20 protein-coding genes and 1 pseudogene are annotated in these 22,189 nt (G+C 70.7%); 12 read left to right on the forward strand and 9 right to left on the reverse strand.

Annotation, left to right across the window (positions count from 1 at the left end; translation table 11 throughout):
- Positions 1–327: a plasmid stabilization protein gene (locus tag EHO50_RS41745; protein WP_128437093.1), complete on the forward strand. Its 327-nt coding sequence runs from the start codon at positions 1–3 to the stop codon at positions 325–327.
- 3 nt (positions 328–330) lie between these two features.
- Here EHO50_RS41745 and EHO50_RS41750 read toward each other — a convergent pair whose 3' ends face one another.
- On the reverse strand, positions 331–627 hold the full coding sequence (locus tag EHO50_RS41750) for a YciI family protein (RefSeq protein WP_128437094.1): 297 nt from the start codon (positions 625–627) through the stop codon (positions 331–333).
- Between the two features lie 62 nt (positions 628–689).
- On the opposite strand from EHO50_RS41750, the pseudogene EHO50_RS41755 reads away from it, so the two are divergent.
- Together EHO50_RS41755 and mmpA are read left to right on the forward strand one after the other, a co-directional pair.
- A pseudogene (locus tag EHO50_RS41755) lies at positions 690–1,373 on the forward strand (endonuclease V); the annotation flags it as partial.
- 526 nt (positions 1,374–1,899) lie between these two features.
- The gene (gene mmpA / locus EHO50_RS41760; protein ID WP_164905106.1) at positions 1,900–2,046 is read left to right on the forward strand and encodes a morphogenic membrane protein MmpA; all 147 of its coding nucleotides are present in this window, start codon (positions 1,900–1,902) and stop codon (positions 2,044–2,046) included.
- A 183-nt stretch (positions 2,047–2,229) separates the two neighbouring features.
- Here mmpA and EHO50_RS41765 read toward each other — a convergent pair whose 3' ends face one another.
- A complete protein-coding gene (locus tag EHO50_RS41765) occupies positions 2,230–3,408 on the reverse strand; it encodes a saccharopine dehydrogenase family protein (protein WP_128437096.1) in 1,179 nt (392 codons plus the stop codon).
- A 92-nt stretch (positions 3,409–3,500) separates the two neighbouring features.
- On the opposite strand from EHO50_RS41765, the gene EHO50_RS41770 reads away from it, so the two are divergent.
- The 5 genes from EHO50_RS41770 to EHO50_RS41790 all read left to right on the forward strand — a co-directional run bounded on the left by EHO50_RS41770 (position 3,501) and on the right by EHO50_RS41790 (position 9,777).
- Positions 3,501–3,881: an MmcQ/YjbR family DNA-binding protein gene (locus EHO50_RS41770; RefSeq protein ID WP_128437097.1), complete on the forward strand. Its 381-nt coding sequence runs from the start codon at positions 3,501–3,503 to the stop codon at positions 3,879–3,881.
- Between the two features lie 109 nt (positions 3,882–3,990).
- A complete protein-coding gene (locus EHO50_RS41775; RefSeq protein WP_128437098.1) occupies positions 3,991–5,157 on the forward strand; it encodes a CaiB/BaiF CoA transferase family protein in 1,167 nt (388 codons plus the stop codon).
- A complete protein-coding gene (locus EHO50_RS41780; protein ID WP_128437099.1) occupies positions 5,154–6,296 on the forward strand; it encodes an acyl-CoA dehydrogenase family protein in 1,143 nt (380 codons plus the stop codon). The genes EHO50_RS41775 and EHO50_RS41780 overlap by 4 nt, the downstream gene beginning before the upstream one ends.
- A gap of 42 nt (positions 6,297–6,338) precedes the next feature.
- Positions 6,339–7,553, forward strand: a complete 1,215-nt coding sequence (locus tag EHO50_RS41785) for an acetyl-CoA C-acetyltransferase (protein ID WP_128437100.1) — start codon at positions 6,339–6,341, stop codon at positions 7,551–7,553.
- A gap of 49 nt (positions 7,554–7,602) precedes the next feature.
- Entirely contained in the window at positions 7,603–9,777 is a 2,175-nt protein-coding gene (locus tag EHO50_RS41790) for a 3-hydroxyacyl-CoA dehydrogenase NAD-binding domain-containing protein (protein WP_128437101.1), read from the forward strand.
- Positions 9,778–10,043: 266 nt separating this feature from the next.
- On the opposite strand, the gene pgl is transcribed toward EHO50_RS41790, so the two are convergent.
- The 5 genes from pgl to tkt are packed head-to-tail and all read right to left on the reverse strand — an operon-like array spanning position 10,044 to position 16,771.
- Positions 10,044–10,826 (reverse strand): 6-phosphogluconolactonase, encoded by a 783-nt coding sequence (gene pgl / locus EHO50_RS41795; RefSeq protein ID WP_128437102.1) that lies wholly within the window; start codon positions 10,824–10,826, stop codon positions 10,044–10,046.
- Entirely contained in the window at positions 10,823–11,992 is a 1,170-nt protein-coding gene (gene opcA / locus EHO50_RS41800) for a glucose-6-phosphate dehydrogenase assembly protein OpcA (RefSeq protein ID WP_128437103.1), read from the reverse strand. The genes pgl and opcA overlap by 4 nt, the downstream gene beginning before the upstream one ends.
- Complete coding sequence (zwf, locus tag EHO50_RS41805) at positions 11,989–13,527, reverse strand: glucose-6-phosphate dehydrogenase (RefSeq protein ID WP_128437104.1); 1,539 nt, start codon at positions 13,525–13,527, stop codon at positions 11,989–11,991. The genes opcA and zwf overlap by 4 nt, the downstream gene beginning before the upstream one ends.
- Before the next feature lie 4 nt (positions 13,528–13,531).
- Positions 13,532–14,650: a transaldolase gene (gene tal / locus EHO50_RS41810; protein ID WP_128437105.1), complete on the reverse strand. Its 1,119-nt coding sequence runs from the start codon at positions 14,648–14,650 to the stop codon at positions 13,532–13,534.
- A 33-nt stretch (positions 14,651–14,683) separates the two neighbouring features.
- Entirely contained in the window at positions 14,684–16,771 is a 2,088-nt protein-coding gene (gene tkt / locus EHO50_RS41815; RefSeq protein ID WP_128437106.1) for a transketolase, read from the reverse strand.
- A gap of 339 nt (positions 16,772–17,110) precedes the next feature.
- On the opposite strand from tkt, the gene EHO50_RS41825 reads away from it, so the two are divergent.
- From EHO50_RS41825 to EHO50_RS41840, 4 genes are all read left to right on the forward strand, one after another.
- Positions 17,111–18,079 carry a heme o synthase gene (locus EHO50_RS41825; protein ID WP_425472367.1) on the forward strand — a complete coding sequence of 323 codons (969 nt, stop codon included), beginning with the start codon at positions 17,111–17,113 and terminating at the stop codon, positions 18,077–18,079.
- 69 nt (positions 18,080–18,148) lie between these two features.
- Complete coding sequence (locus tag EHO50_RS41830) at positions 18,149–18,451, forward strand: hypothetical protein (RefSeq protein WP_164905107.1); 303 nt, start codon at positions 18,149–18,151, stop codon at positions 18,449–18,451.
- A 104-nt stretch (positions 18,452–18,555) separates the two neighbouring features.
- Positions 18,556–19,662 carry an amidohydrolase family protein gene (locus tag EHO50_RS41835; protein ID WP_128437108.1) on the forward strand — a complete coding sequence of 369 codons (1,107 nt, stop codon included), beginning with the start codon at positions 18,556–18,558 and terminating at the stop codon, positions 19,660–19,662.
- Between the two features lie 18 nt (positions 19,663–19,680).
- A complete protein-coding gene (locus tag EHO50_RS41840; protein WP_128437109.1) occupies positions 19,681–20,421 on the forward strand; it encodes a nucleotidyltransferase domain-containing protein in 741 nt (246 codons plus the stop codon).
- On the opposite strand, the gene EHO50_RS41845 is transcribed toward EHO50_RS41840, so the two are convergent.
- Both EHO50_RS41845 and EHO50_RS41850 read right to left on the reverse strand, forming a co-directional pair.
- Entirely contained in the window at positions 20,376–21,389 is a 1,014-nt protein-coding gene (locus EHO50_RS41845; protein ID WP_246101830.1) for a COX15/CtaA family protein, read from the reverse strand. The genes EHO50_RS41840 and EHO50_RS41845 overlap by 46 nt on opposite strands.
- Positions 21,390–21,454: 65 nt before the next feature.
- Positions 21,455–22,171 (reverse strand): ABC transporter permease, encoded by a 717-nt coding sequence (locus tag EHO50_RS41850; RefSeq protein ID WP_128437151.1) that lies wholly within the window; start codon positions 22,169–22,171, stop codon positions 21,455–21,457.
- Positions 22,172–22,189: the final 18 nt, after the last annotated feature.

The following is a 22,189-nucleotide window of genomic DNA, read 5'->3' on the forward strand; positions in this document are numbered from 1 at the left end:
ATGCCACGCGGTTCGAGCCCCAAGCGGGAACGCCAGTACGAGCACATCAAGAAGAGCGCCCAGGACCGGGGCGAGAGCACCGAGCGAGCCAAGGAGATCGCATCGCGGACGGTGAACAAGGAGCGCGCCCGCTCCGGTGAGTCGAAGACCGCCAGCCGCACGTCCACCCAGGACATGTCCTCGGGCAAGCGGGGCGGCCAGCGGTCCGGTAAGGGCTCCCAGGGCCCCACTTACGACCAGTTGTACGAGGAAGCCAAAAAGCGCAACATCCACGGGCGTTCGGACATGAACAAGACCCAGCTCAAGCAGGCGCTGGGCAACAAGTGAGGCTCAGCCGGGCGTCTCGCGGTAGCGCTCCAGCTCCGGCGCCGTCTTCGTGGCGGCGAACTCGGTGACGCGGTACGCGCAGACGCCGGCGCCGACGAACGGGTCCGTCGCGACGAGCTCCTCGATCCGCGCCCGGTCCTCCGCGACGGCGAGGATCACCCCGCCGTCGCGGGGGTTCTTGCGCCCGGACGCGAGGAACGTCCCCTTCTCGTACTGCTCGTCGAGCCACGCCACATGGGCCTCCAGCACGGCGTCGACGGCATCGAGCGGGGCGGTGTAGGTCAGCTCGAGTACGAACATGATCACGAGCGTACCCCCGAGCCCGTCGCGGCCGCCCCGGGCCCCGTACGCTCGTCCCCACCATGACGACCGTACGCATTCCCGCGGGCTGGCCCGCGACCGAGGAAGAGGCCCGCGCCGTCCAGGACGAACTGCGGGCGCGGGTGGTGCTCGACGAACCGGGTCCGCCGCCCGGAGTCGGCCACGTGACCGGGGTCGACGTGGCCTACGACGACGAGCGGGACGTGGTCGTCGCGGCGGCGGTCGTCCTGGACGCGGCGACCCTCGACGTCGTCGCCGAGGCCACGGCAGTCGGCCGGATCTCCTTCCCGTACGTCCCCGGCCTCCTCGCCTTCCGCGAGATCCCCACGGTGCTGGCCGCCCTCGACGCCCTGCCCCGCGAGCCCGGCACGGTCGTCTGCGACGGCTACGGCCTCGCCCACCCCCGCCGCTTCGGCCTCGCCAGCCACCTCGGCGTCCTCACCGGCCTGCCGACGATCGGCGTGGCCAAGAACCCCTTCACCTTCACCCACGACGAACCCGCCCCGGCACGCGGATCGTCCGCGCCGCTCATGGCGGGCGACGAGGAGGTCGGCCGCGCCCTGCGCACCCGCGACGCCGTCAAACCGGTCTTCGTCTCGGTCGGCCACCGCATGAGCCTCGACAACGCCTGCGCCCACACCCTCGCCCTGACCCCCGAGTACCGACTCCCGGAGACGACACGCCGCGCGGACTCGTTGTGCCGCCAGGCACTGAAGGAGGCGACGGCTCCGAGGCCGGAACTCGCCGCTCGGGCGGCGGCGGACCCCACCCGGACGTGGGGGCGGTCCCTGTTCGAGCGCCAGCCCCTGCCCGTGGCGTGGGCGGGGCGGGTGCTCGCGGCAGCGGCGGCGGGCCTGGGCCGGACCCCGGAGATCGACGCCGCGGTGGAACTGGCGGGCGACCGCGATCGGTGGAGCCGGGGCAGCGAGGTGTTCGGGCTGGTCCGCGGGCGAGGACTCGATGCCTGGGAGCATCCGACGGACCAGCAGCGGCTGCTGGTTCGCCTCGCGGAGCTGGTCGGCAAAGTCGCCCACAACGAGGCAGGGCCCCCTCCCTTCTACGACCATCACGCGGGCTGGCAGATCGGCCCCCTCGCCGTCCGGATCGCCACGTCCGCGCCCGATCCGGCCGTGCGGGAACGGATCGCGGAAGCGTTGGGGGACTGGCCGACGACCGACGGGGCCGACTGAGTACGTCGTCTGAGTACCCGTACGGATGTCGCCCCCTGCGCTGATCGGCAGGCTAGCCCTCATGACGACGCACCGCTCCCCGAAGCCTCTCGCCGACCCCGACCGCCCCGTCGAGCGTGCTGTGACGGCCGCGCTGGTCCTTGCCACGCTGGCCGGGCTGGGCTGGATCGTCGGGATGATCTACACCATCGCGGGGTGGCCGCTCTAAGGGTTCCGCTGGAAGAACGGTGACAGACCTGCTCCGGTGAGGGTTGGTCGTGCCCTGCGGCGGAGCCGCATATCGATACAGCCCCGCGCTCCTTGCGGGGAGCGGTACCGCACCGGACTTCGCCAGACCGCTCAGGGGCAGGGCCGTTCCACCGTCAGGTGGAACGGCCGCCGCAGAATCGGTTCAGCGGGTCGCGGCCACCCGGAACGTGATCCCCGCCCCGCGCAACCGCTCGATCAGCGCGTCCCCCATCGCGACGGCCGTCGTGACCTGGCCGGCCGTGGGCGGCAGGTCGTCGAAGGCGAGGGACAGGGCCGACTCGGCGAACATCTTCGCCGTCTCGCCGTATCCGGGGTCGCCGCCCGCCACCTCGGTGAAGACCCGTCGGCCACCGCCCTCGCCGACGAAGCGGACCGAGAACCAGCTCTTCGCGCGCTTTTCGGGGCTCGGCCCCTCGCCGGGCTTCAGCCGGTCGGACAACCAGCGCCGGGCGGGCGGCAGTTGGGCGGCCGTGACGAGCGCGCCCATCGCGGCGACCCCGCCGACGGCGATGGGCAGATGCCGTACGGCGGCGTAGTGGCGGTAGCGGAAGTCGGGGCCGTAGCGCTCGAGGGCCCTCGCGGAGCGCTTGACGATCTGCGGGTCGATCGTCGGTAGCGGCACCGCCCAGGCGCCGACCTCCTTGGCGAACCGGGGCGCACCCGTCGGTGCCAGTGCCCGGCGCCCCATCAGCCGCGGCTCGTGGCGGGCGCGGTCACGTGCGGCGGTCAGCATCTGGCGGCCGCGTGAGAACTGGTTCAGCGCCGACGCGAAGGTGCCGCCCGAGAACGTGGCGTCGGCGGTCACGAACCCGTCAACGGTCAGCGGAACGCCCTCCGGCAGTTGCCGGACGGTGAAGTACACGCCCAGGTCGTGCGGGACCGAGTCGAAGCCGCAGGCGTGCACCAGACGCGCACCCGTCTCACGCGCGCGTGCGTCGTGCCGGACGTAGGTCCGGTCCACGAACTCCGGCTCACCCGACAGGTCGAGGTAGTCGGCCCCGGTGTCCGCGCAGGCGGCGACCAGGTCCTCGCCGTAGGTCACGTAAGGGCCCACCGTCGTGGCCACCACGCGCGCGTGCTCGGCGAGACGGCGCATCGAGGCCGGATCGGCGACGTCGGCCTCCAGCACCCCGATCCCCGCGCCGCCGGGCAGCGACTCGCGCAGCCGCTCCAGCTTGCCCTTGCTGCGGCCGGCGATCGCCCAGCGCAGCCCCTCGGGGGCGTGCGCGGCGAGGTACTCCGCGGTGAGCGTCCCGACGAAGCCCGTGGCCCCGAAGAGCACGATGTCGTACGGACGATCCGTCCTGTTCAGCCTGGTCATGACACCCCTCGGTCTCGCAGCACGCGCCGTTGTCGGTGGCCGAGGCTAGCGTGAGGTGTGCGGAGCCCGACGACGAGGCCGGGAGGTAAGCGGTGGCCGTGCCCAGGAATGCCCTGAAGAAGTGGGAGAAAGTGCGCGAGTTCGCCCTCGCGATGCCGGGCGCGGCCGAGGAGTTCCCGTGGGGTGAGACGGTCGCGAAGGTCAACAAGAAGGTGTTCGTCTTCCTGGGCGTCGACGACGGCAGCTATCCGCTCGGCATAACGGTCAAGCTCAAGGACGAATCGGCCCACGCCCACGCCCTGACCTGCCCGGGCGCCGAGCCCGCCGGGTACGGCTTGGGCAAGTCGGGCTGGGTGAGCATCCCGCTCGAGCAGAAGGGCGCCCCGGCGGCGGAGCTGCTGTGCGACTGGGTGGAGGAGAGCTACCGGGTGATCGCGCCGAAGCGGCTGATAGCGGAGCTCGACGCACGGTGACTGGCCGGTAAATTGGCTAAGCGCTTGCTCTCTCAGGTCTTGTGTCCGCTGGGACACATTCCTAGCATCACTGGTGTTACATCAGTTGTGTCACGCCGATGGGGGCTGGATGACAAAGGCAACGACGCCCGGGCACGGCCCGCTCACCGGCGTGCGCGTGGTCGAGCTGGCCGGAATCGGGCCCGGCCCGTTCGCCGCCATGCTCCTCGCCGACCTGGGCGCCGACGTGGTCCGCGTGGACCGGCCCGGCGGCACGGGACTCGCCATCGACACCGAGTACGACGTCACCAACCGCAACAAGCGCTCGGTGATCGTCGACCTGAAGTCCCCCGACGGTCCCGCCCGCGTCCTCGACCTCGCCACCCGCGCCGACGTCCTCATCGAGGGCTACCGCCCGGGCGTCGCCGAGCGCCTCGGCGTCGGCCCCGAGGCCTGCCACGCCCGCAACCCGGCGCTGGTCTACGGCCGCATGACCGGCTGGGGCCAGGAAGGGCCGCTCGCCCATCGCGCCGGCCACGACATCGCGTACATCGCGCTCACCGGCACCCTCGGCATGATCGGCAGTCCGGACGAGCCACCGGCCGTCCCCGCCAACCTGGTCGGCGACTACGCGGGCGGCTCCCTCTACCTCGTCGTCGGCGTCCTCGCCGCGCTCCACCACGCGCGCGCGAGCGGCACCGGCCAGGTCGTCGACGCCGCCATCGTCGACGGCACCTCCCACCTCGCCGCGATGATCCACGGCATGCTCGCCGCCGGCGGCTGGCAGGACCGACGTGGCGCCAACCTCCTCGACGGCGGCTGCCCCTACTACGGCACCTATGAGACGGCCGACGGCAAGTACATGGCGGTCGGCGCCCTGGAACCCCAGTTCTACGCCGAGTTCCTGGAGCTGCTCGACCTCACGGACTTCGCCTCCGCCCGCAAGGACTGGTCCCGCTGGGGCGAGCTGCGCGAGGCGGTCGCGGCCCGCTTCAAGTCCCGTACCAGGGATGAGTGGACGGCCGTCTTCGAGGGCTCCGACGCCTGTGTGGCCCCCGTCCTGTCGCTGCGCGAGGCCCCGCACCACCCCCACCTCGCCGCCCGCGGCACCTTCACCGACCACGGCGGCATCACCCAGCCCGCCCCCGCGCCCCGCTTCTCCGCCACCCCCACCGCCGTACGCACCGGCCCCGCGCAACCGGGCGCCGACACGGCGGAAGTGGCCCGCGACTGGGACGTACCCGAACTGACGAAGGGCCCCGACATGAGCGGCCACGACACGAAGGGCCTCGAATGAAGCGGCAGATCTTCGCCCCCGAGCACGACGCGTTCCGCGCGACCGTGCGCAGCTTCCTGGACCGTGAGGTGTTGCCGTACTACGACCAGTGGGAGAAGGACGGCATCGTCTCCCGCGACGTCTGGCGTGCGGCCGGAAAGCAGGGCCTGCTCGGATTCGCCGTCCCCGAGGAGTACGGAGGCGGCGGCACCCCCGACTTCCGCTACAGCGCCGTACTCGCCGAGGAGTTCACGCGCGCGGGCGCCCCGGGACTCGCCCTCGGCCTGCACAACGACATCATCGGCCCGTACCTCACCTCGCTCGCCACCGACGAGCAGAAGCGGCGCTGGCTGCCCGGCTTCTGCGACGGCACGCTGATCACCGCCATCGCCATGACCGAGCCCGGCGCCGGCTCGGACCTCCAGGGCATCCGCACCCACGCCGAGGACCGCGGCGACCACTGGGTGCTGAACGGCTCCAAGACGTTCATCTCCAACGGCATCCTCGCCGACCTGGTCGTCGTCGTCGCGAAGACCACCCCCGACGGCGGCGCGCACGGACTGTCGCTGCTCGTCGTCGAGCGCGGCATGGACGGCTTCGAGCGCGGCCGCAACCTAGACAAGATCGGCCAGAAGGCGCAGGACACGGCCGAGCTGTTCTTCCACGACGTACGCGTGCCCAAGGAGAACCTCCTCGGCGAGTTCAACGGTGCCTTCGTCCATCTGATGACGAACCTCGCCCAGGAGCGCCTGAGTATCGCCGTCTCCGCGATCGCCGCCGCCGAGCATCTGCTGGAGATCACCACCGAGTACGTCAAGGAGCGCGAGGCCTTCGGTCGGCCGCTCGCCACCAAGCAGCACATCCGCTTCGAGATAGCCGAGATGGCCACCGAGTGCGCCGTCACGCGCGCGTTCCTCGATCGCTGCATCGAGGACCACGCGAACGGCACGCTCGACGCCGTGCACGCCTCCATGGCCAAGTGGTGGGCGACCGAGCTGCAGAAGCGGGTCACCGACCGCTGTCTCCAACTGCACGGCGGCTACGGCTACATGACCGAGTACCCCATCGCCCGGGCCTTCACGGACGGCCGCATCCAGACCATCTACGGCGGGACCACCGAGATCATGAAGGAGATCATCGGCCGCTCCCTGCTCGGCTGAAGCCCTGTTGCTCGGCTGACCTTCACCCCGAAAGGCTTACCAGTGAGCACCGAAGCGTACGTGTACGACGCGATCCGCACCCCGCGCGGCCGCGGCAAGGCGAACGGCGCCCTGCACGGCACCAAGCCCATCGACCTGGTCGTCGGCCTCATCCACGAGCTCCGCGACCGTTTCCCCGGCCTGGACCCGGCCGCGATCGACGACATCGTGCTGGGCGTCGTCGGCCCGGTCGGCGACCAGGGCTCCGACATCGCCCGCATCGCCGCGATCGCCGCCGGACTGCCGGACACCGTCGCGGGCGTACAGGAGAACCGCTTCTGTGCGTCGGGCCTGGAGGCCGTGAACATGGCCGCCGCCAAGGTCCGTTCGGGCTTCGAGGACCTCGTCCTCGCGGGCGGCGTGGAGTCCATGTCCCGGGTGCCGATGGCCTCCGACGGCGGCGCCTGGTTCAACGACCCGATGACCAACCTCGCCGTCAACTTCGTGCCGCAGGGCATCGGCGCCGACCTGATCGCCACCATCGAGGGCTTCTCGCGCCGCGACGTCGACGAGTACGCGGCCCTGTCCCAGGAGCGGGCGGCGACGGCCTGGAAGGAGGGCCGGTTCGACCGCTCGGTCGTCCCCGTCAAGGACCGCAGCGGCCTCGTCGTCCTCGACCACGACGAGCACATGCGCCCGGGCACGACCGCCGACTCCCTCGCCAAGCTGAAGCCGTCCTTCGCCGACATCGGTGACCTCGGCGGCTTCGACGCCGTGGCGCTGCAGAAGTACCACTGGGTCGAGAAGATCGACCACGTCCACCACGCGGGCAACTCCTCCGGCATCGTCGACGGCGCCTCGCTGGTCGCCATCGGCTCCAAGGAGGTCGGCGAGCGCTACGGACTCACGCCCCGCGCGCGGATCGTCTCCGCCACCGTCTCCGGCTCCGAGCCCACCATCATGCTCACCGGCCCCGCGCCCGCCACCCGCAAGGCGCTCGCCAAGGCCGGGCTGACCATCGACGACATCGACCTCGTCGAGATCAACGAGGCCTTCGCCGCGGTCGTCCTGCGCTTCGTGCGGGACATGGGCCTGTCCCTGGACAAGGTCAACGTCAACGGCGGCGCCATCGCCCTCGGCCACCCGCTCGGCGCTACGGGCGCGATGATCCTCGGCTCGCTCGTCGACGAACTGGAGCGACAGGACAAGCGGTACGGCCTCGCGACCCTCTGTGTCGGCGGCGGCATGGGCATCGCCACCGTCGTCGAGCGCATCTGAACACCCGGCGGAACCAAGAGACTTCAGAGACTTCTACGGAGACCTCGTCATGACTCAGAGCACCACCATCCGCTGGGAACAGGACCGCACCGGCGTCGTCACCCTCGTCCTCGACGACCCCAACCAGTCCGCGAACACCATGAACCAGGCGTTCCGCGACTCCCTCGCCGTGATCACCGACCGGCTGGAGGCCGAGAAGGACACCATCCGCGGTGTCATCATCACCTCCGCCAAGAAGACCTTCTTCGCCGGCGGCGACCTGCGCGACCTGATCCGGGTCACCCCCGAGACCGCGCAGGACCTGTTCGACGGCGGCATGGAGATCAAGCGCAACCTGCGGCGCATCGAGACCCTGGGCAAGCCGGTCGTCGCCGCGATGAACGGCGCGGCCCTGGGCGGCGGTTACGAGATCGCGCTCGCCTGCCACCACCGCATCGCCCTCGACGCCCCCGGCTCCAAGATCGGCTGCCCCGAGGTCACCCTCGGCCTGCTGCCCGGCGGTGGCGGCGTCGCACGCACCGTCCGCCTCCTCGGCATCGCCGACGCGCTGCTCAAGGTTCTCCTCCAGGGCACCCAGTACAACCCGCAACGCGCCCTGCAGAACGGCCTGATCGACGACGTGGCCGCCACCCAGGAGGAACTGCTCGCCAAGGCCCGCGCCTTCATCGAGGCCAACCCCGAGTCGCAGCAGCCCTGGGACAAGCCGGGCTACAGGATCCCCGGCGGCACGCCCGCCAACCCCAAGTTCGCGGCGAACCTGCCCGCCTTCCCGGCCAACTTGCGCAAGCAGACGAACGGCGCCCCCTACCCGGCCCCGCGCAACATCCTCGCGGCCGCCGTCGAGGGCTCGCAGGTCGACTTCGAGACGGCGCAGGTCATCGAGGCCCGCTACTTCGTGGAGCTGGCGGCGGGCCAGACGTCGAAGAACATGATCCAGGCGTTCTTCTTCGACCTCCAGGCCGTCAACTCCGGCGCCAACCGCCCCACGGGGATCGAGGCGCGGAGGGTCCGCAAGGTCGCCGTCCTGGGCGCCGGGATGATGGGTGCGGGCATTGCCTACTCGTGCGCCCGCGCGGGCATCGAGGTCGTCCTGAAGGACGTGTCGCTCGAAGCCGCGGTCAAGGGCAAGGGCTACTCCGAGAAGCTGTGCGCGAAGGCGGTCTCCCGGGGCCGTACGACGCAGGAGAAGGCCGACGCGCTGCTGGCCCGCATCACGCCGACGGCCGACCCTCAGGGCGTGGCCGGCTGTGACGCGGTCATCGAGGCCGTCTTCGAGAACCCGGAGCTCAAGCACAAGGTGTTCCAGGAGATCCAGGACATCGTCGCGCCGGACGCGCTGCTGTGCTCCAACACCTCCACGCTGCCGATCACCGCGCTGGCCGAGGGCGTCGAGCGCCAGGCGGACTTCATCGGCCTCCACTTCTTCTCGCCCGTCGACAAGATGCCGCTGGTCGAGATCATCAAGGGCGAGCGCACCGGTGAGGAGGCGCTGGCCCGCGCCTTCGACCTGGTCCGGCAGATCAACAAGACGCCGATCGTCGTCAACGACTCCCGCGGCTTCTTCACCTCCCGCGTCATCGGCCACTTCATCAACGAGGGCGTGGCGATGGTCGGCGAGGGCATCGAGCCCGCGTCGGTCGAACAGGCGGCGGCCCAGGCCGGCTACCCCGCCAAGGTCCTCTCCCTGATGGACGAACTGACGCTCACGCTGCCGCGCAAGATCCGGGGCGAGTCCAAGCGGGCCGTGGAGGAGGCGGGCGGCACCTGGACGTCCCACCCCGCCGAGGCCGTCATCGACCGCATGGTCGACGAGTTCGACCGCACGGGGCGCAGCGGGGGAGCCGGCTTCTACGACTACGACGCGGACGGCAAGCGGACGGCCCTGTGGCCGGGCCTGCGCGAGCACTTCACGCGCGCGGGTGCCGAGATCCCGTTCCGGGACATGCAGGAACGCATGCTGTTCTCCGAGGCACTCGACACGGTCAGGCTCCTTGAGGAGGGCGTCCTGACGTCCGTCGCCGACGCCAACATCGGCTCCATCTTCGGCATCGGCTTCCCCGGCTGGACGGGGGGCGTCCTGCAGTACATCAACGGCTACGAGGGTGGCCTTCCCGGCTTCGTCGCACGCGCGCGTGAGCTGGCGGACCGGTACGGGGAGCGGTTCACGCCGCCGGCACTGCTCGTGGAGAAGGCGAAGAAGGGGGAGCGGTTCGGGGACGCGTGACGCCGGGCGCGGCGAGGGTTTACGCCCCCGCCGCCCCTACCCGTCCCGTCCCTGGGGGCCTGCGGCCCCCAGACCCCCGCTTCGGCCCTGAAGGGGCCTCGTCCTCAAACGCCGGACGGGCTGGGTAAATCAGCCCCTCCGGCGTTTGAGGAGCGGGGGTCCAGGGGGCGGAGCCCCCTGGTGGGGTTGAAGGGGCGGAGCCCCTTCAAGGACGGGAAGGGTAGGGGCGGCGGGGGCGAAATCCATCCCCGCCGCACACCCCCCTCTCACGCAGACGCAGGCGGATACAGCGACCGCGGCAGCTGCGATGCCGCCGCCGCGTCCAGCAACCACAGGGTCCTGGAGCGCCCGTACGCCCCCGCCGCCGGCGCCTGGATCTCGCCCGCGCCCGACAGGGCGATCGCCGCGGCCTGCGCCTTGTCCTCGCCGGCCGCCAGCAGCCACACCTCACGAGCCGCCCGGATCGCCGGGAGCGTGAGGGTCACACGGGTCGGCGGGGGCTTAGGGGCGCCGTGGACGCCGACAACCGTGCGCTCCGTCTCCCGTACCGCCGGGAGTTCCGGGAACAGGGAAGCGACGTGGGTGTCGGGGCCCACGCCCAGCATGAGGACGTCGAAGGTGGGGACCGAGCCGTGGTTCTCGGGGCCCGCCGACCTCGCCAGTTCCTCCGCGTACGACGCGGCCGCCGCTTCCACGTCCGTACCGAACGGACCGTCCGACGCGGGCATGGCATGCACCCGCTTCGGATCCAGAGGCACCGAGTCCAGCAGAGCCTCGCGGGCCTGCGTGACATTGCGCTCCGGGTCGCCCTCGGGGAGGAAGCGTTCGTCGCCCCACCAGAGGTCCAGCCGGGTCCAGTCAATGGCGTCCCGGGCGGGCGCGGCCGCGAGGGCGGCCAGCAGGCCGTTGCCGTTGCGGCCGCCGGTGAGGACCACGGACGCCGAGCCCCGGGAGGCCTGGGCGTCCACGATCTTCGTGATCAGCCGGGCCGCCGCGGCCTGCGCCATCAGCTCCTTGTCGTGGTGCACGACCAGCTGAGGAGTACTCACTTCGCCGCCGCCTTCGTCACCGGTTCCTGCGCCTTCGCTTCCTTCCCGGGTGCTTTCGCAGCGATTTCGGTGGGCGCTCCGACCGATTCTCCTTTGGCCGGCGATCCCTCCCCACTGTCCTCGGCCGACGGCTCCTCGGCCGACGGCTCCTCGGCCCTCGCCACGGCAGCCTCGGCCAGCGCCACGGCCTGCACAGCCTTGGCCACCGCGGCCTCGGCACCCCGAACCGCCGAAGCCGGACCGGAGTTCAACCGCTCCACCCCGAACCGCAGCGCCGACGCGTAGGTGTCGTCCGGGTCGAGCCGCCGCAGCTCCTCCGCGATCAGCTCGGCCGTCTCCCGCCGCTTCAGCGCCACCGCACGGTTCGGCTGGCCCTGGATGGAGAGGGTCGCCAGGGAACCGTCCGCGCGGTCCAGCACTATCGGGCCGCAGTCGGTGTCCATCCGGACCGCCGTCAACCCCGGCCCACCCGACAGTGACCGCTTCACCGGCACGTCCAGCCGGTCCGCGAGCCACATCGCCAGCAGCTCACAGCTCGGGTTGAACTCCTCGCCCTCCACCTCGACGGCCTTCACCTCGCAGACCACCTGGTCCAGAGCCGCCGCCAGCATCGAGCGCCACGGAGTGATCCGGGTCCAGGAGAGATCGGTGTCGCCGGGTGTGTAGGTGTCCGCCCGCGCCGACAGCTCCCGTACCGGCTGCTCCGAGGCGTATGTGTCCGTCACCCGGCGCTGGGCCAGCGCGCCCAGCGGGTCGTTCGCCGGGTCGAGCGGCGCGTTCACCGGCCACCAGACCACCACCGGGGCGTCCGGCAGGAGCAGGGGCAGGACGACCGACTGGGCGTGGTCGGACACCTCGCCGTACAGGCGCAGGACGACCGTTTCACCGCTGCCCGCGTCGGCGCCCACCCGCACCTCGGCGTCCAGCCGGGACTGCGTACGGTCGCGGGGCGAGCGCGAGACGCGCTTGATGACCACCAGCGTGCGCGAGGGGTGCTCGTGCGAGGCGTCGTTGGCGGCCTTGAGCGCGTCGTACGCGTTCTCCTCGTCCGTGACGATGACCAGCGTGAGCACCATGCCGACGGCCGGCGTGCCGATGGCGCGGCGGCCCTGCACCAGTGCCTTGTTGATCTTGCTGGCCGTGGTGTCCGTGAGGTCTATCTTCATGGCCGGCGCCAGCTCCGTCCGTCTCGCTCGAGCATTTCGTCCGCCTCGACGGGGCCCCAGGTACCGGCCGGGTACTGGGCGGGCCTGCCGTGCGTGTCCCAGTACTCCTCGATCGGGTCGAGGATCTTCCAGGACAGCTCGACCTCCTCGGTGCGCGGGAAGAGGTTCGCGTCGCCGAGCAGGACGTCGAGGATCAGCCGCTCGTACGCCTCGGGCGAGGACTCCGTGAAGGACTCGCCGTACGCGAAGTCCATCGACACGTCCCGGATCTCCATCGAGGTGCCGGGGACCTTGGAGCCGAAGCGGACCGTGACGCCCTCGTCGGGCTGGACGCGGATCACGATCGCGTTCTGGCCCAGCTCCTCGGTGGCCGTCGTGTCGAAGGGGGAGTGCGGCGCCCGCTGGAACACGACCGCGATCTCCGTCACGCGGCGGCCGAGCCGCTTGCCGGTGCGCAGATAGAAGGGGACGCCCGCCCAGCGGCGGTTGTCGATCCCCAGCTTGATCGCGGCGTACGTGTCGGTCTTCGACTTGGCGTCGATGCCCTCCTCCTGGAGGTACCCGACCGCCTTCTCGCCGCCCTGCCAGCCGGCCGCGTACTGCCCGAACACCGTGTCCCGGCCCAGGTTCTTCGGCAGCCGTACGGCACCGAGCACCTTGGTCTTCTCCGCCGCCAGCGCGTCCGCGTCGAAGGAGGCGGGCTCCTCCATGGCGGTCAGGGCCATCAGCTGCAGGAGGTGGTTCTGGATGACGTCACGGGCGGCGCCGATGCCGTCGTAGTAGCCGGCGCGGCCGCCGATGCCGATGTCCTCGGCCATGGTGATCTGCACGTGGTCCACGAAGGACCGGTTCCAGATCGGCTCGAACATCGTGTTGGCGAAGCGCAGCGCCAGGATGTTCTGGACGGTCTCCTTGCCCAGGTAGTGGTCGATGCGGAAGACCTGGTCCGGGGCGAAGACCTCGTGGACGACCTTGTTGAGCTCCTCGGCCGACTTCAGGTCGTGGCCGAAGGGCTTCTCGATGACCGCGCGCCGCCAGGAGCCGCCCGTCTGGTCGGCGAGGCCGTGCTTCTTCAGCTGCTGGATGACCACCGGGAAGGAGCGTGGCGGCACCGACAGGTAGAAGGCGAAGTTGCCGCCCGTGCCCTGTGCCTTGTCCAGCTCCTCGATGGTGCCGCGCAGCCGCTCGAAGGCGTCGTCGTCGTCGAAGGTGCCCTGGACGAAGCGCATGCCTTGGATGAGCTGCTGCCAGACCTCCTCGCGGAAGGGGGTGCGGGCATGCTCCTTGACCGCGTCGTGGACCTCCTGTGCGAAGTCCTCGTGGGCCCACTCGCGGCGGGCGAAGCCGACCAGCGAGAAGCCCGGCGGCAGCAGACCCCGGTTGGCGAGGTCGTACACGGCGGGCATCAGCTTTTTACGTGACAAATCGCCCGTAACGCCGAAGATCACCAGGCCCGACGGCCCCGCGATACGCGGGAGCCGTCGGTCGGCGGCGTCACGAAGCGGGTTCGCTTCAGTGACGTTGAAGGGTGGCAAGGGATCAGCCCTCCGAGGGGGCGAGGCGCTCGAGCTCCGCCTCGGTCGACTTCAGCAGGTCGTTCCAGGACGCCTCGAACTTCTCGACGCCCTCGTCCTCCAGCACCTGGACCACGTCGTCGTACGAGATCCCGAGCTTCTCGACGGCGTCCAGGTCCGCGCGGGCCTGCGCGTAGGTGCCGGCGATGGTGTTGCCGGTGATCGAGCCGCTCTCCTCGGTCGCCTGAAGGGTGGCCTCCGGCATGGTGTTGACCGTGTTCGGCGCGACCAGGTCGTCGACGTACAGGGTCGCCTTGTAGGCCGGGTCCTTCACGCCGGTGGAGGCCCACAGCGCACGCTGCTTGTTGGCGCCCCCGTTCTCCAGCACGCTCCAGCGGTCGGTGGAGAAGACTTCCTCGTACGCCTGGTAGGCGAGCCGGGCGTTGGCGACGGCGGCCTTGCCGCGCGCGGCCTTGGCCTCGTCGGTGCCCAGCGCGTCGAGCCGCTTGTCGATCTCGGTGTCCACGCGGGACACGAAGAAGGACGCCACGGAGTGGATCAGTGACAGATCCAGGCCCTTCGCCTTGGCCTTCTCCAGCCCGGCGAGGTAGGCGTTCATGACCTCGCGGTAGCGCTCGAGCGAGAAGATCAGCGTGACGTTGACGCTGATGCCGTTGCCGATCACCTCGGTGATGGCCGGCAGGCCCGCCTTGGTGGCCGGGATCTTGATGAGGGTGTTGGGGCGGTCCACCAGCCAGGCCAGCTGCTTGGCCTCGGCGACCGTCGCCTTGGTGTTGTGCGCCAGACGCGGGTCGACCTCGATCGACACCCGGCCGTCCTGGCCGCCGGTGGCGTCGAAGACGGGGCGCAGGATGTCGGCGGCGTCACGGACGTCCGCCGTCGTGATCATGCGTACGGCCTCTTCGACGGTGACCTTGCGCGCGGCGAGGTCCTCGAGCTGCTGCTCGTAACCGTCCCCGGAAGAGATCGCCTTCTGGAAGATCGTCGGGTTGGTGGTGACGCCCACGACGTGCTGCTGGTCGATCAGCTCGGCGAGGTTGCCGGACGTGATCCGCTTGCGCGACAGGTCGTCCAGCCAGATCGCGACGCCTTCTTCGGAGAGGCGCTTGAGTGCGTCTGTCATGGAATTACATCTCCTACGTGTCGTATATGAGCGTCAGCGCTGGGCAGCGGCGAGGGATTCCCGGGCCTTGGCGGCCACGTTCTCGGCAGTGAAGCCGAACTCGCGGAAGAGGACCTTGCCGTCGGCGGAAGCACCGAAGTGCTCCAGGGAAACGATGCGGCCGGCGTCCCCGACGTACTTCTGCCAGGTCAGACCGATCCCGGCCTCCACCGCGACCCGCGCCTTCACCGACGGCGGCAGGACGCTGTCCCGGTACCCCTGGTCCTGCTCCTCGAACCACTCCACGGACGGCATGGACACGACCCGCGTCGGCACACCGTCGGCCTCCAGCTGCTCGCGCGCCTCGACGGCGACGTGCACCTCGGAACCGGTGGCGACGAGGACGACCTCGGGAGTCCCGTTCGACGCCTCGAAGAGGACGTAACCGCCCTTGGCGGCATCCTCGTTGGGCTCGTACGTCGGCACGCCCTGACGGGTCAGCGCCAGACCGTGCGGGGCACCCTTGCCGAAGACCTTCGTGTAGCGCTTGAGGATCTCGCGCCAGGCGATCGCGGTCTCGTTGGCGTCGGCCGGGCGCACGACATTGAGGCCCGGGATGGCACGCAGCGAGGCCAGGTGCTCGATGGGCTGGTGGGTCGGGCCGTCCTCGCCCAGACCGATCGAGTCGTGCGTCCACACGTACGTCACCGGCAGGTGCATCAGCGCCGACAGCCGCACCGCGTTGCGCATGTAGTCGGAGAAGACGAGGAAGGTGCCGCCGTAGATACGGGTGTTGCCGTGCAGCGCGATGCCGTTCATCTCCGCGGCCATGGAGTGCTCGCGGATGCCGAAGTGGATCGTGCGGCCGTACGGGTTCGCCTCCGGCAGCGGGTTGTCCGCCGGCAGGAACGAACTGTCCTTGTCGATCGTCGTGTTGTTGGAGCCGGCCAGGTCGGCCGAGCCACCCCAGAGCTCGGGGATGACGGCACCCAGCGCCTGGAGGACCTTGCCGGACGCGGCACGCGTCGCGACGCCCTTGCCGGGCTCGAAGACCGGGATCTTCTCCTCCCAGCCCGTGGGGAGCTCGCCCTTGCTGACGCGGTCGAACTCGGCGGCGCGCTCCGGGTTGCTGTTGCGCCACTCCTGGAGCTGCTTCTCCCACTCCGCCTTCGCCTGGCGACCGCGGTCGAGGGCCTGGCGGGTGTGGGCGATGACCTCCTCGGAGACCTCGAAGGACTGCTCCGGGTCGAAGCCGAGGACGCGCTTGGTGGCCGCGACCTCGTCGTCGCCGAGCGCCGAGCCGTGGGCGGCCTCGGTGTTCTGCGCGTTCGGGGCGGGCCAGGCGATGATCGAGCGCATCGCGATGAAGGACGGCTTGTCCGTGACCTTCTTCGCTTCCTCGATCGCGTTGTAGATGGCGTGCGGGTCGAGGTCGCCGTCCGGCTTCGGGGCGATCCGCTGCACATGCCAGCCGTACGCCTCGTACCGCTTGACGGTGTCCTCGGAGACGGCCGTCTCGGTGTCGCCCTCGATCGAGATGTGGTTGTCGTCCCACAGCAGGACCAGGTTGCCGAGCTTCTGGTGGCCGGCCAGCGAGGACGCCTCGGCGGAGATGCCCTCCTGGAGGCAGCCGTCACCGGCGATGACGTAGACGAAGTGGTCGAAGGGGGAGGTGCCCTCGGCGGCCTCCGGGTCGAACAGGCCGCGCTCGTAGCGGGCGGCCATCGCCATGCCGACGGCGTTGGCGACACCCTGGCCGAGCGGGCCGGTCGTCGTCTCGACGCCCTTGGTGTGGCCGTACTCCGGGTGACCGGGGGTCTTCGAACCCCACGTCCGGAACGCCTTGAGGTCGTCCAGCTCCAGGCCGAAGCCGGCCAGGTACAGCTGGGTGTAGAGGGTCAGGGACGAGTGGCCGGCAGACAGCACGAAGCGGTCGCGGGCGACCCACTCCGGGTCGGCCGGGTCGTGCCGCATCACCTTCTGGAAGAGGGTGTAGGCGGCAGGCGCCAGGCTCATCGCCGTACCCGGATGGCCGTTGCCGACCTTCTGTACGGCATCGGCGGCCAGGACGCGGGCGGTGTCGACGGCCCGCTGGTCCAACTCGGTCCACTCGAGGTCTGTGGTGGTCGGCTTGGTGCTCACCCTGGGTCAGGGCTCCTCTCCACATGTCACGCATGTCGAATGCCGGTGCACGGGGCGCCCCGGCCGTGGTCGAGCCTACCCCCGTAAGTACGTGCGTCTTTTCGAGTCATTCCAGACTGCCGGGACTCGCGGGGATCCGCCTCCCCGCTGGGCTGGATCGCATTCGGCAACTGAATACGCAGCCGCTCGTCCGAGTGCTCAACAGAGTGCCGGGGAGCTCTTCCGACAGCGCCGCCCAACACGACCCGACCCCCGCGAATGTCCGGGTCTGGGCAACGTCTACAGTGGCGTGGTACGCGCGAGCCTTTACCGGGACTTCACACGGGGAGGCTTGCTGGGATGTCTCTGTCAGGGGTGTGCGTGACGGCCGTTGAATCCCGTCCAGCGGGGATTATCGGGACGAGCCAGAGCCCGAGCCGGCGGCCGATCGGGGCCCGGGTCAAGGCGTTCGTGGCGCTTACCAAGCCGCGGATCATCGAGCTGCTGCTGATCACCACCGTTCCGGTGATGTTCCTGGCCGAGCAGGGCGTGCCCGACCTCGGTCTGGTGCTCCTCACCTGCATCGGCGGCTACCTCTCGGCCGGCGGCGCCAACGCGCTGAACATGTACATCGACCGTGACATCGACGCGCTCATGGACCGCACCTCGCAGCGCCCGCTGGTCACCGGGATGGTCAGCCCGCGCGAGTGCCTGGCCTTCGGCATCACGCTGGCGGTCGTCTCGACGCTGCTGTTCGGCCTCACCGTCAACTGGCTGAGCGCCTGGCTCTCCCTCGGCGCGCTCCTCTTCTACGTCGTCGTCTACACGATGATCCTCAAGCGCCGTACGTCGCAGAACATCGTGTGGGGCGGCATCGCGGGCTGCATGCCCGTACTGATCGGCTGGACGGCCGTCACGAACTCCCTCACCTGGGCGCCGCTCATCCTCTTCCTGGTGATCTTCTTCTGGACGCCGCCGCACTACTGGCCGCTGTCCATGAAGGTGAAGGAGGACTACGCGCGCGTGGGCGTGCCGATGCTCCCGGTGATGGCCTCCAACAAGGTCGTCGCCAAGCAGATCGTCATCTACAGCTGGGTGATGGTGGCGGTGTCGCTGCTGTTGACGCCGCTCGGCTACACGGGCTGGTTCTACACCGCGGTCGCGCTGGCCGCGGGCGGCTGGTGGCTGTGGGAGGCGCACGCGCTGCAGAACCGCGCGAAGGCGGAGGTGACGGGCGCGAAGCTGAAGGAGATGCGCCTGTTCCACTGGTCGATCACGTATGTGTCGCTGCTGTTCGTGGCGGTCGCGGTGGACCCCTTCCTGAGGTAGGCGCGCTGAGGCGCGGGTCACTCACCCCGCCCGTCGCCATTCGATCTACTCGTCGGTAGCATCCTGGCCATGGCAGACAAGGTGGCCAAGCTGGCCAAGCAGATCAACACCTTCGCGAAGTCCCACGGCGGCGCCGAGGCCCAGGTCGCGTACATCGGACAGCGCGGCGCCCGCATCGTCCTCGTGGGTGAGGACGGCGGCTGGGGCGACCTGGTGGCACCGTCGTACGAGACCGCCGAGAAGGCGGTGGAGAAGGCCGGGGTCACGCGCCACGAATCCTTCGACGGCGAGTTCGCGGCCAAGGTGAAGACCGGCCCGTACGAGTGGAGCCGCATGGCGGGCATCCAGGTCGGCGGACCGAGCAACGGCTGATACCTGTCGACGTTTCGCATGGGGTGTGTGACACCAACACCTGATGCCCGGTTCACCCGTTAGGACCTGTGAGGAACACACGGTCCAGCCCACGGGGAGCCCGGATGATCGACACGCCGTCCCTCGTGGACCAGTACTGCCACGGCGTACTGCGAACGGAGCTGGGCCTCGGCACCTTCGAGGCCCAGTTGGCCCGCACCGAAGGCCCACCGGCTCCCGGCACCACGCTCTTCGACACGCAGACGGGCTTCGCCGTACGACGTTGGTGCCCCCCGCTGCTCGGCCTGGAACCGCACTGCCCGCCCGCCCGCTATCTCGCCCGGCGCCGTGAACTCGGCGTACTGGAGGCGGGCCGGCGCCTGCTGCGCGGCAGCGGCATCACGACGTATCTGATCGACACCGGCCTGCCCGGCGATCTCACCGGCCCCCCGGAGATGGCGTCGGCCGCGTCCGCCGACGCCCATGAGATCGTGCGCCTCGAACTCCTCGCCGAACAGGTCGCCGACACCTCGGGCACCGTCGAGTCCTTCCTGGCCAACCTCGCCGAGTCGGTGCACGGCGCGGCGGCGAACGCGGTGGCCTTCACCTCCGTGGCGGGCGTACGGCACGGCCTCGCCCTCGCGCCCGAGCCACCGGGACCGGGGGAGGTGCGGGGCGCGGCGGGGCGCTGGCTGGCGGCCCGCACCGTCGGCGGTGAGCTGAGCGACCCGGTGCTGCTACGGCACCTGCTGTGGATCGCGGTGGCGTCCGGACTGCCGCTCCAGCTGCATGCGGGGCTCGGGGAGCCCGGCCTGCGCATCGACCGCACGGACCCGGTACTGCTGACGGACTTCGTCCGCTCGACGGCCGGCCTCGGCACCGACCTGATCCTGCTGCACGGCTACCCGTACCACCGCCACGCCGCCCACCTGGCCGGCGTCTTCTCGCACGTCTACGCCGACTCGGGCGCCGCCCTCATCCGCACGGGCGCCCGCGCGGCCACGATCCTCGCCGAGATCCTGGAACTGGCCCCCTTCGGCAAGATCCTCTTCTCCAGCGGGGCCCAGGGCCTGCCCGAACTGCATGTGGTGGGCGCCCATCTCTTCCGCGAGGCCCTCGGCCGGGTACTCGGCGGCTGGGTGGCCGAGGGGGCATGGTCGCTGGCTGACGCACAGCGGGTGGCGGGGATGGTGGCGGCGGGGAACGCACGCCGGGTGTACGGGCTGGAGTGAGCCGGACAGACTGGGTGGATGCCGACGGATGCCTTACTCGACCGCTTTCTCACGGAGCTGGAGCCGCTCGCTCCCCTCGCCGTCTGGGCGCACGGCTCGCTCGCCGGCGGCGACTACCAGGAGGGCCGCAGCGACCTGGACCTGATCGCCGTACTGGACGGCCCGCTCACGCCCCGCACCGTCTGGCGGCTGGCGAAGCTCCACGCCCGGCTGCGGGCCGAGCCGCTCGCCGCGCTGCTGCACTGCACGTACCTGACGCCCGAGTCGGCGGACGACCCCGGCCGACGCCATCTCACCTGGGCACACGAGGAGCTGTTCAAACGGACGGTGACCCCGGTGACCCGGCGCGAGCTGCACGCCTTCGGACGAGTGCTGCACGGGCGGGCCCCCGCCGCCCTGCTGCCGCCGGTTTCGGACCGGGAGCTCGGCGACTTCGTCGTACGCGACCAGCGGGACTTCTGGCGGCCGGCCGTCGACAATGCTCCGTTGTGGACGCGGGACGTCTGGGTCGCCCTGGGGCTGATCACCTTCGCTCGGGCGAGTGTCACCCTGCGCGACGGACGCCTGATCACCAAGCGGGAGGCCCTGGACCTGCTGCCCGGCCTCGGGGCATCGGTAGAGGTGGTCGAGGACATCCGCAGGCGCCGCTACGACGACTCCGCCGCGCCGCCGACCGAGGAGTGGGCGGCGCGCAGGGCCGGGCTGACCCGGGCCTACCTGGGGCCGGCGATCGACGCGCTCGTGGCCTCGTACGACTGAACGGGCAGGTCGGGCAGTTCCGCCTCGGGCCGTTCCCGCAGGGCCAGCATCACTCGCAGAACGGCGATCCACGTCACGGCCGAGCCGAGCATGTGCAGGCCGACCAGGATCTCCGGGAGGTCCGTGAAGTACTGGACGTAGCCGATGACGCCCTGGGCCAGGAGGATCAGGAAGAGGTCGCGGGTGCGGTTGAGGGGGCCCTTCGGGGCGTCGACCGCCTTGAGGACGAACCACAGGGCGAACGTCAGGGTGACGACGATCCAGGCCAGCACGGCGTGCAGCTTGGTGACGTTCTCCCAGTCGAGCGGCATCCGCTCGACCTCGCTGGAGTCACCCGCGTGCGGACCCGCGCCGGTGACGACCGTGCCGACCGCGATCAGCAGCGCGGAGGCCGCGACCAGGAACCACACCAGCTGCTGCACCGCCTTGCCGACCAGGGGGCGCGGCGCCGCGTCGCCCTCCCGGGTGCGCTGCCACATCACCGTGGCGACGGCGATCAGGGCGGAGGAGAGCAGGAAGTGGGCCGCGACCGTGTACGGGTTGAGGCCGACCAGGACGACGATGCCGCCGAGCACCGCGTTGCTCATCACGATCCAGAACTGCGCCCAGCCCAGCCGGGTCAGGCTGCGCCGGAACGGCTTCTCGGAGCGCGCGGCGATGATCGCCCAGCCGACGGCGGCGCACAGCACGTACGTCAGCATGCGGTTGCCGAACTCGATGGCACCGTGCACGCCCATGGCGCTGGTGGCGGTCAGCGAGTCGTCGGTGCACTTGGGCCAGGTCGGGCAGCCGAGCCCGGACCCGGTGAGCCGTACCGCACCGCCGGTGACCACGATGACCACCGACATCACGAGCGCGGCGAGAGCCGCCCGTTGGACCGTCCTCGGGGTCGGGGTCCAGCGTGCGGCGATGAAGGCGAGCGGGTTGCGCACGGCCGCTACGGCGTCGGCGCGGGTCACGTTTGGCACGCGCCCTATCGTAGGCGGCCGCTTGTGCACGCTTTCACGAGGGTCCCCGGGAGGCCTGGCCCGGTCTACTCCCAGCGGAAGAACTTCCCCGCCGCCGCCAGCCCGACGACCGCCCACGCCGCCAGGATCCCCAGGTCGCCCCATGGCATCCCGGCCCCGTGCTGGAGTACGTCGCGCAGCCCGTCCGACAGGGCCGAGATCGGCAGCAGGCCGAGCACGTCCTGCGCGCCGGGCGGGAACTTGTCCAGCGGCACGATGACCCCGCCGCCGACGAGGAGCAGCAGGAAGACCAGGTTGGCCGCGGCCAGGGTGGCCTCGGCCTTGAGGGTGCCGGCCATCAGCAGGCCCAGCCCCGAGAAGGCGGCCGTCCCCAGGATCAGCAGGAGGACGACGGCTGCCGGATTCCCGTGCGGCGACCAGCCCAGCGCGAAGGCGATCACCGTCAGCAGGAGGATCTGGAGGACCTCCGTGACCAGCACCGACGCCGTCTTCGCCGTCATCAGCGCCCAGCGGGGCAGCGGCGAGGCGGCCAGCCGCTTCAGCACGCCGTACCGGCGCTCGAAGCCCGTGGCGATCGCTTGCCCCGTGAACGCCGTCGACATCACGGCGAGCGCGAGGATGCCGGGGGTCAGGAAGTCGACGGCCTCGCCGGCGCCGGTGTCGACGATGTCCACCGAGCTGAAGAGGACCAGCAGGAGGGTCGGGATCACGACGGTCAGGAGCAGCTGCTCGCCGTTGCGCAGCAGCATCTTCGTCTCGAGCGCCGCCTGGGCCGCGATCATGCGGGGGAGGGGGGCCGC

Source organism: Streptomyces cyaneus (assembly GCF_004028635.1).
GTDB lineage: Bacteria > Actinomycetota > Actinomycetes > Streptomycetales > Streptomycetaceae > Streptomyces > Streptomyces cyaneus.

What these genes read in the sequence shown, in the direction of transcription:
- EHO50_RS41825 (WP_425472367.1), top strand. Translation starts at nt 17,111, where the DNA reads ATGTCTCTGTCAGGGGTGTGCGTGACGGCCGTTGAATCCCGTCCAGCG.
- EHO50_RS41750 (WP_128437094.1), bottom strand. Translation starts at nt 627, where the DNA reads ATGTTCGTACTCGAGCTGACCTACACCGCCCCGCTCGATGCCGTCGAC.
- EHO50_RS41830 (WP_164905107.1), top strand. Translation starts at nt 18,149, where the DNA reads ATGGCAGACAAGGTGGCCAAGCTGGCCAAGCAGATCAACACCTTCGCG.
- EHO50_RS41840 (WP_128437109.1), top strand. Translation starts at nt 19,681, where the DNA reads ATGCCGACGGATGCCTTACTCGACCGCTTTCTCACGGAGCTGGAGCCG.
- EHO50_RS41850 (WP_128437151.1), bottom strand. Translation starts at nt 22,171, where the DNA reads ATGATCGCGGCCCAGGCGGCGCTCGAGACGAAGATGCTGCTGCGCAAC.
- EHO50_RS41835 (WP_128437108.1), top strand. Translation starts at nt 18,556, where the DNA reads ATGATCGACACGCCGTCCCTCGTGGACCAGTACTGCCACGGCGTACTG.
- opcA (WP_128437103.1), bottom strand. Translation starts at nt 11,992, where the DNA reads ATGAAGATAGACCTCACGGACACCACGGCCAGCAAGATCAACAAGGCA.
- mmpA (WP_164905106.1), top strand. Translation starts at nt 1,900, where the DNA reads ATGACGACGCACCGCTCCCCGAAGCCTCTCGCCGACCCCGACCGCCCC.
- tal (WP_128437105.1), bottom strand. Translation starts at nt 14,650, where the DNA reads ATGACAGACGCACTCAAGCGCCTCTCCGAAGAAGGCGTCGCGATCTGG.
- EHO50_RS41790 (WP_128437101.1), top strand. Translation starts at nt 7,603, where the DNA reads ATGACTCAGAGCACCACCATCCGCTGGGAACAGGACCGCACCGGCGTC.
- EHO50_RS41745 (WP_128437093.1), top strand. Translation starts at nt 1, where the DNA reads ATGCCACGCGGTTCGAGCCCCAAGCGGGAACGCCAGTACGAGCACATC.
- EHO50_RS41775 (WP_128437098.1), top strand. Translation starts at nt 3,991, where the DNA reads ATGACAAAGGCAACGACGCCCGGGCACGGCCCGCTCACCGGCGTGCGC.
- EHO50_RS41765 (WP_128437096.1), bottom strand. Translation starts at nt 3,408, where the DNA reads ATGACCAGGCTGAACAGGACGGATCGTCCGTACGACATCGTGCTCTTC.
- EHO50_RS41780 (WP_128437099.1), top strand. Translation starts at nt 5,154, where the DNA reads ATGAAGCGGCAGATCTTCGCCCCCGAGCACGACGCGTTCCGCGCGACC.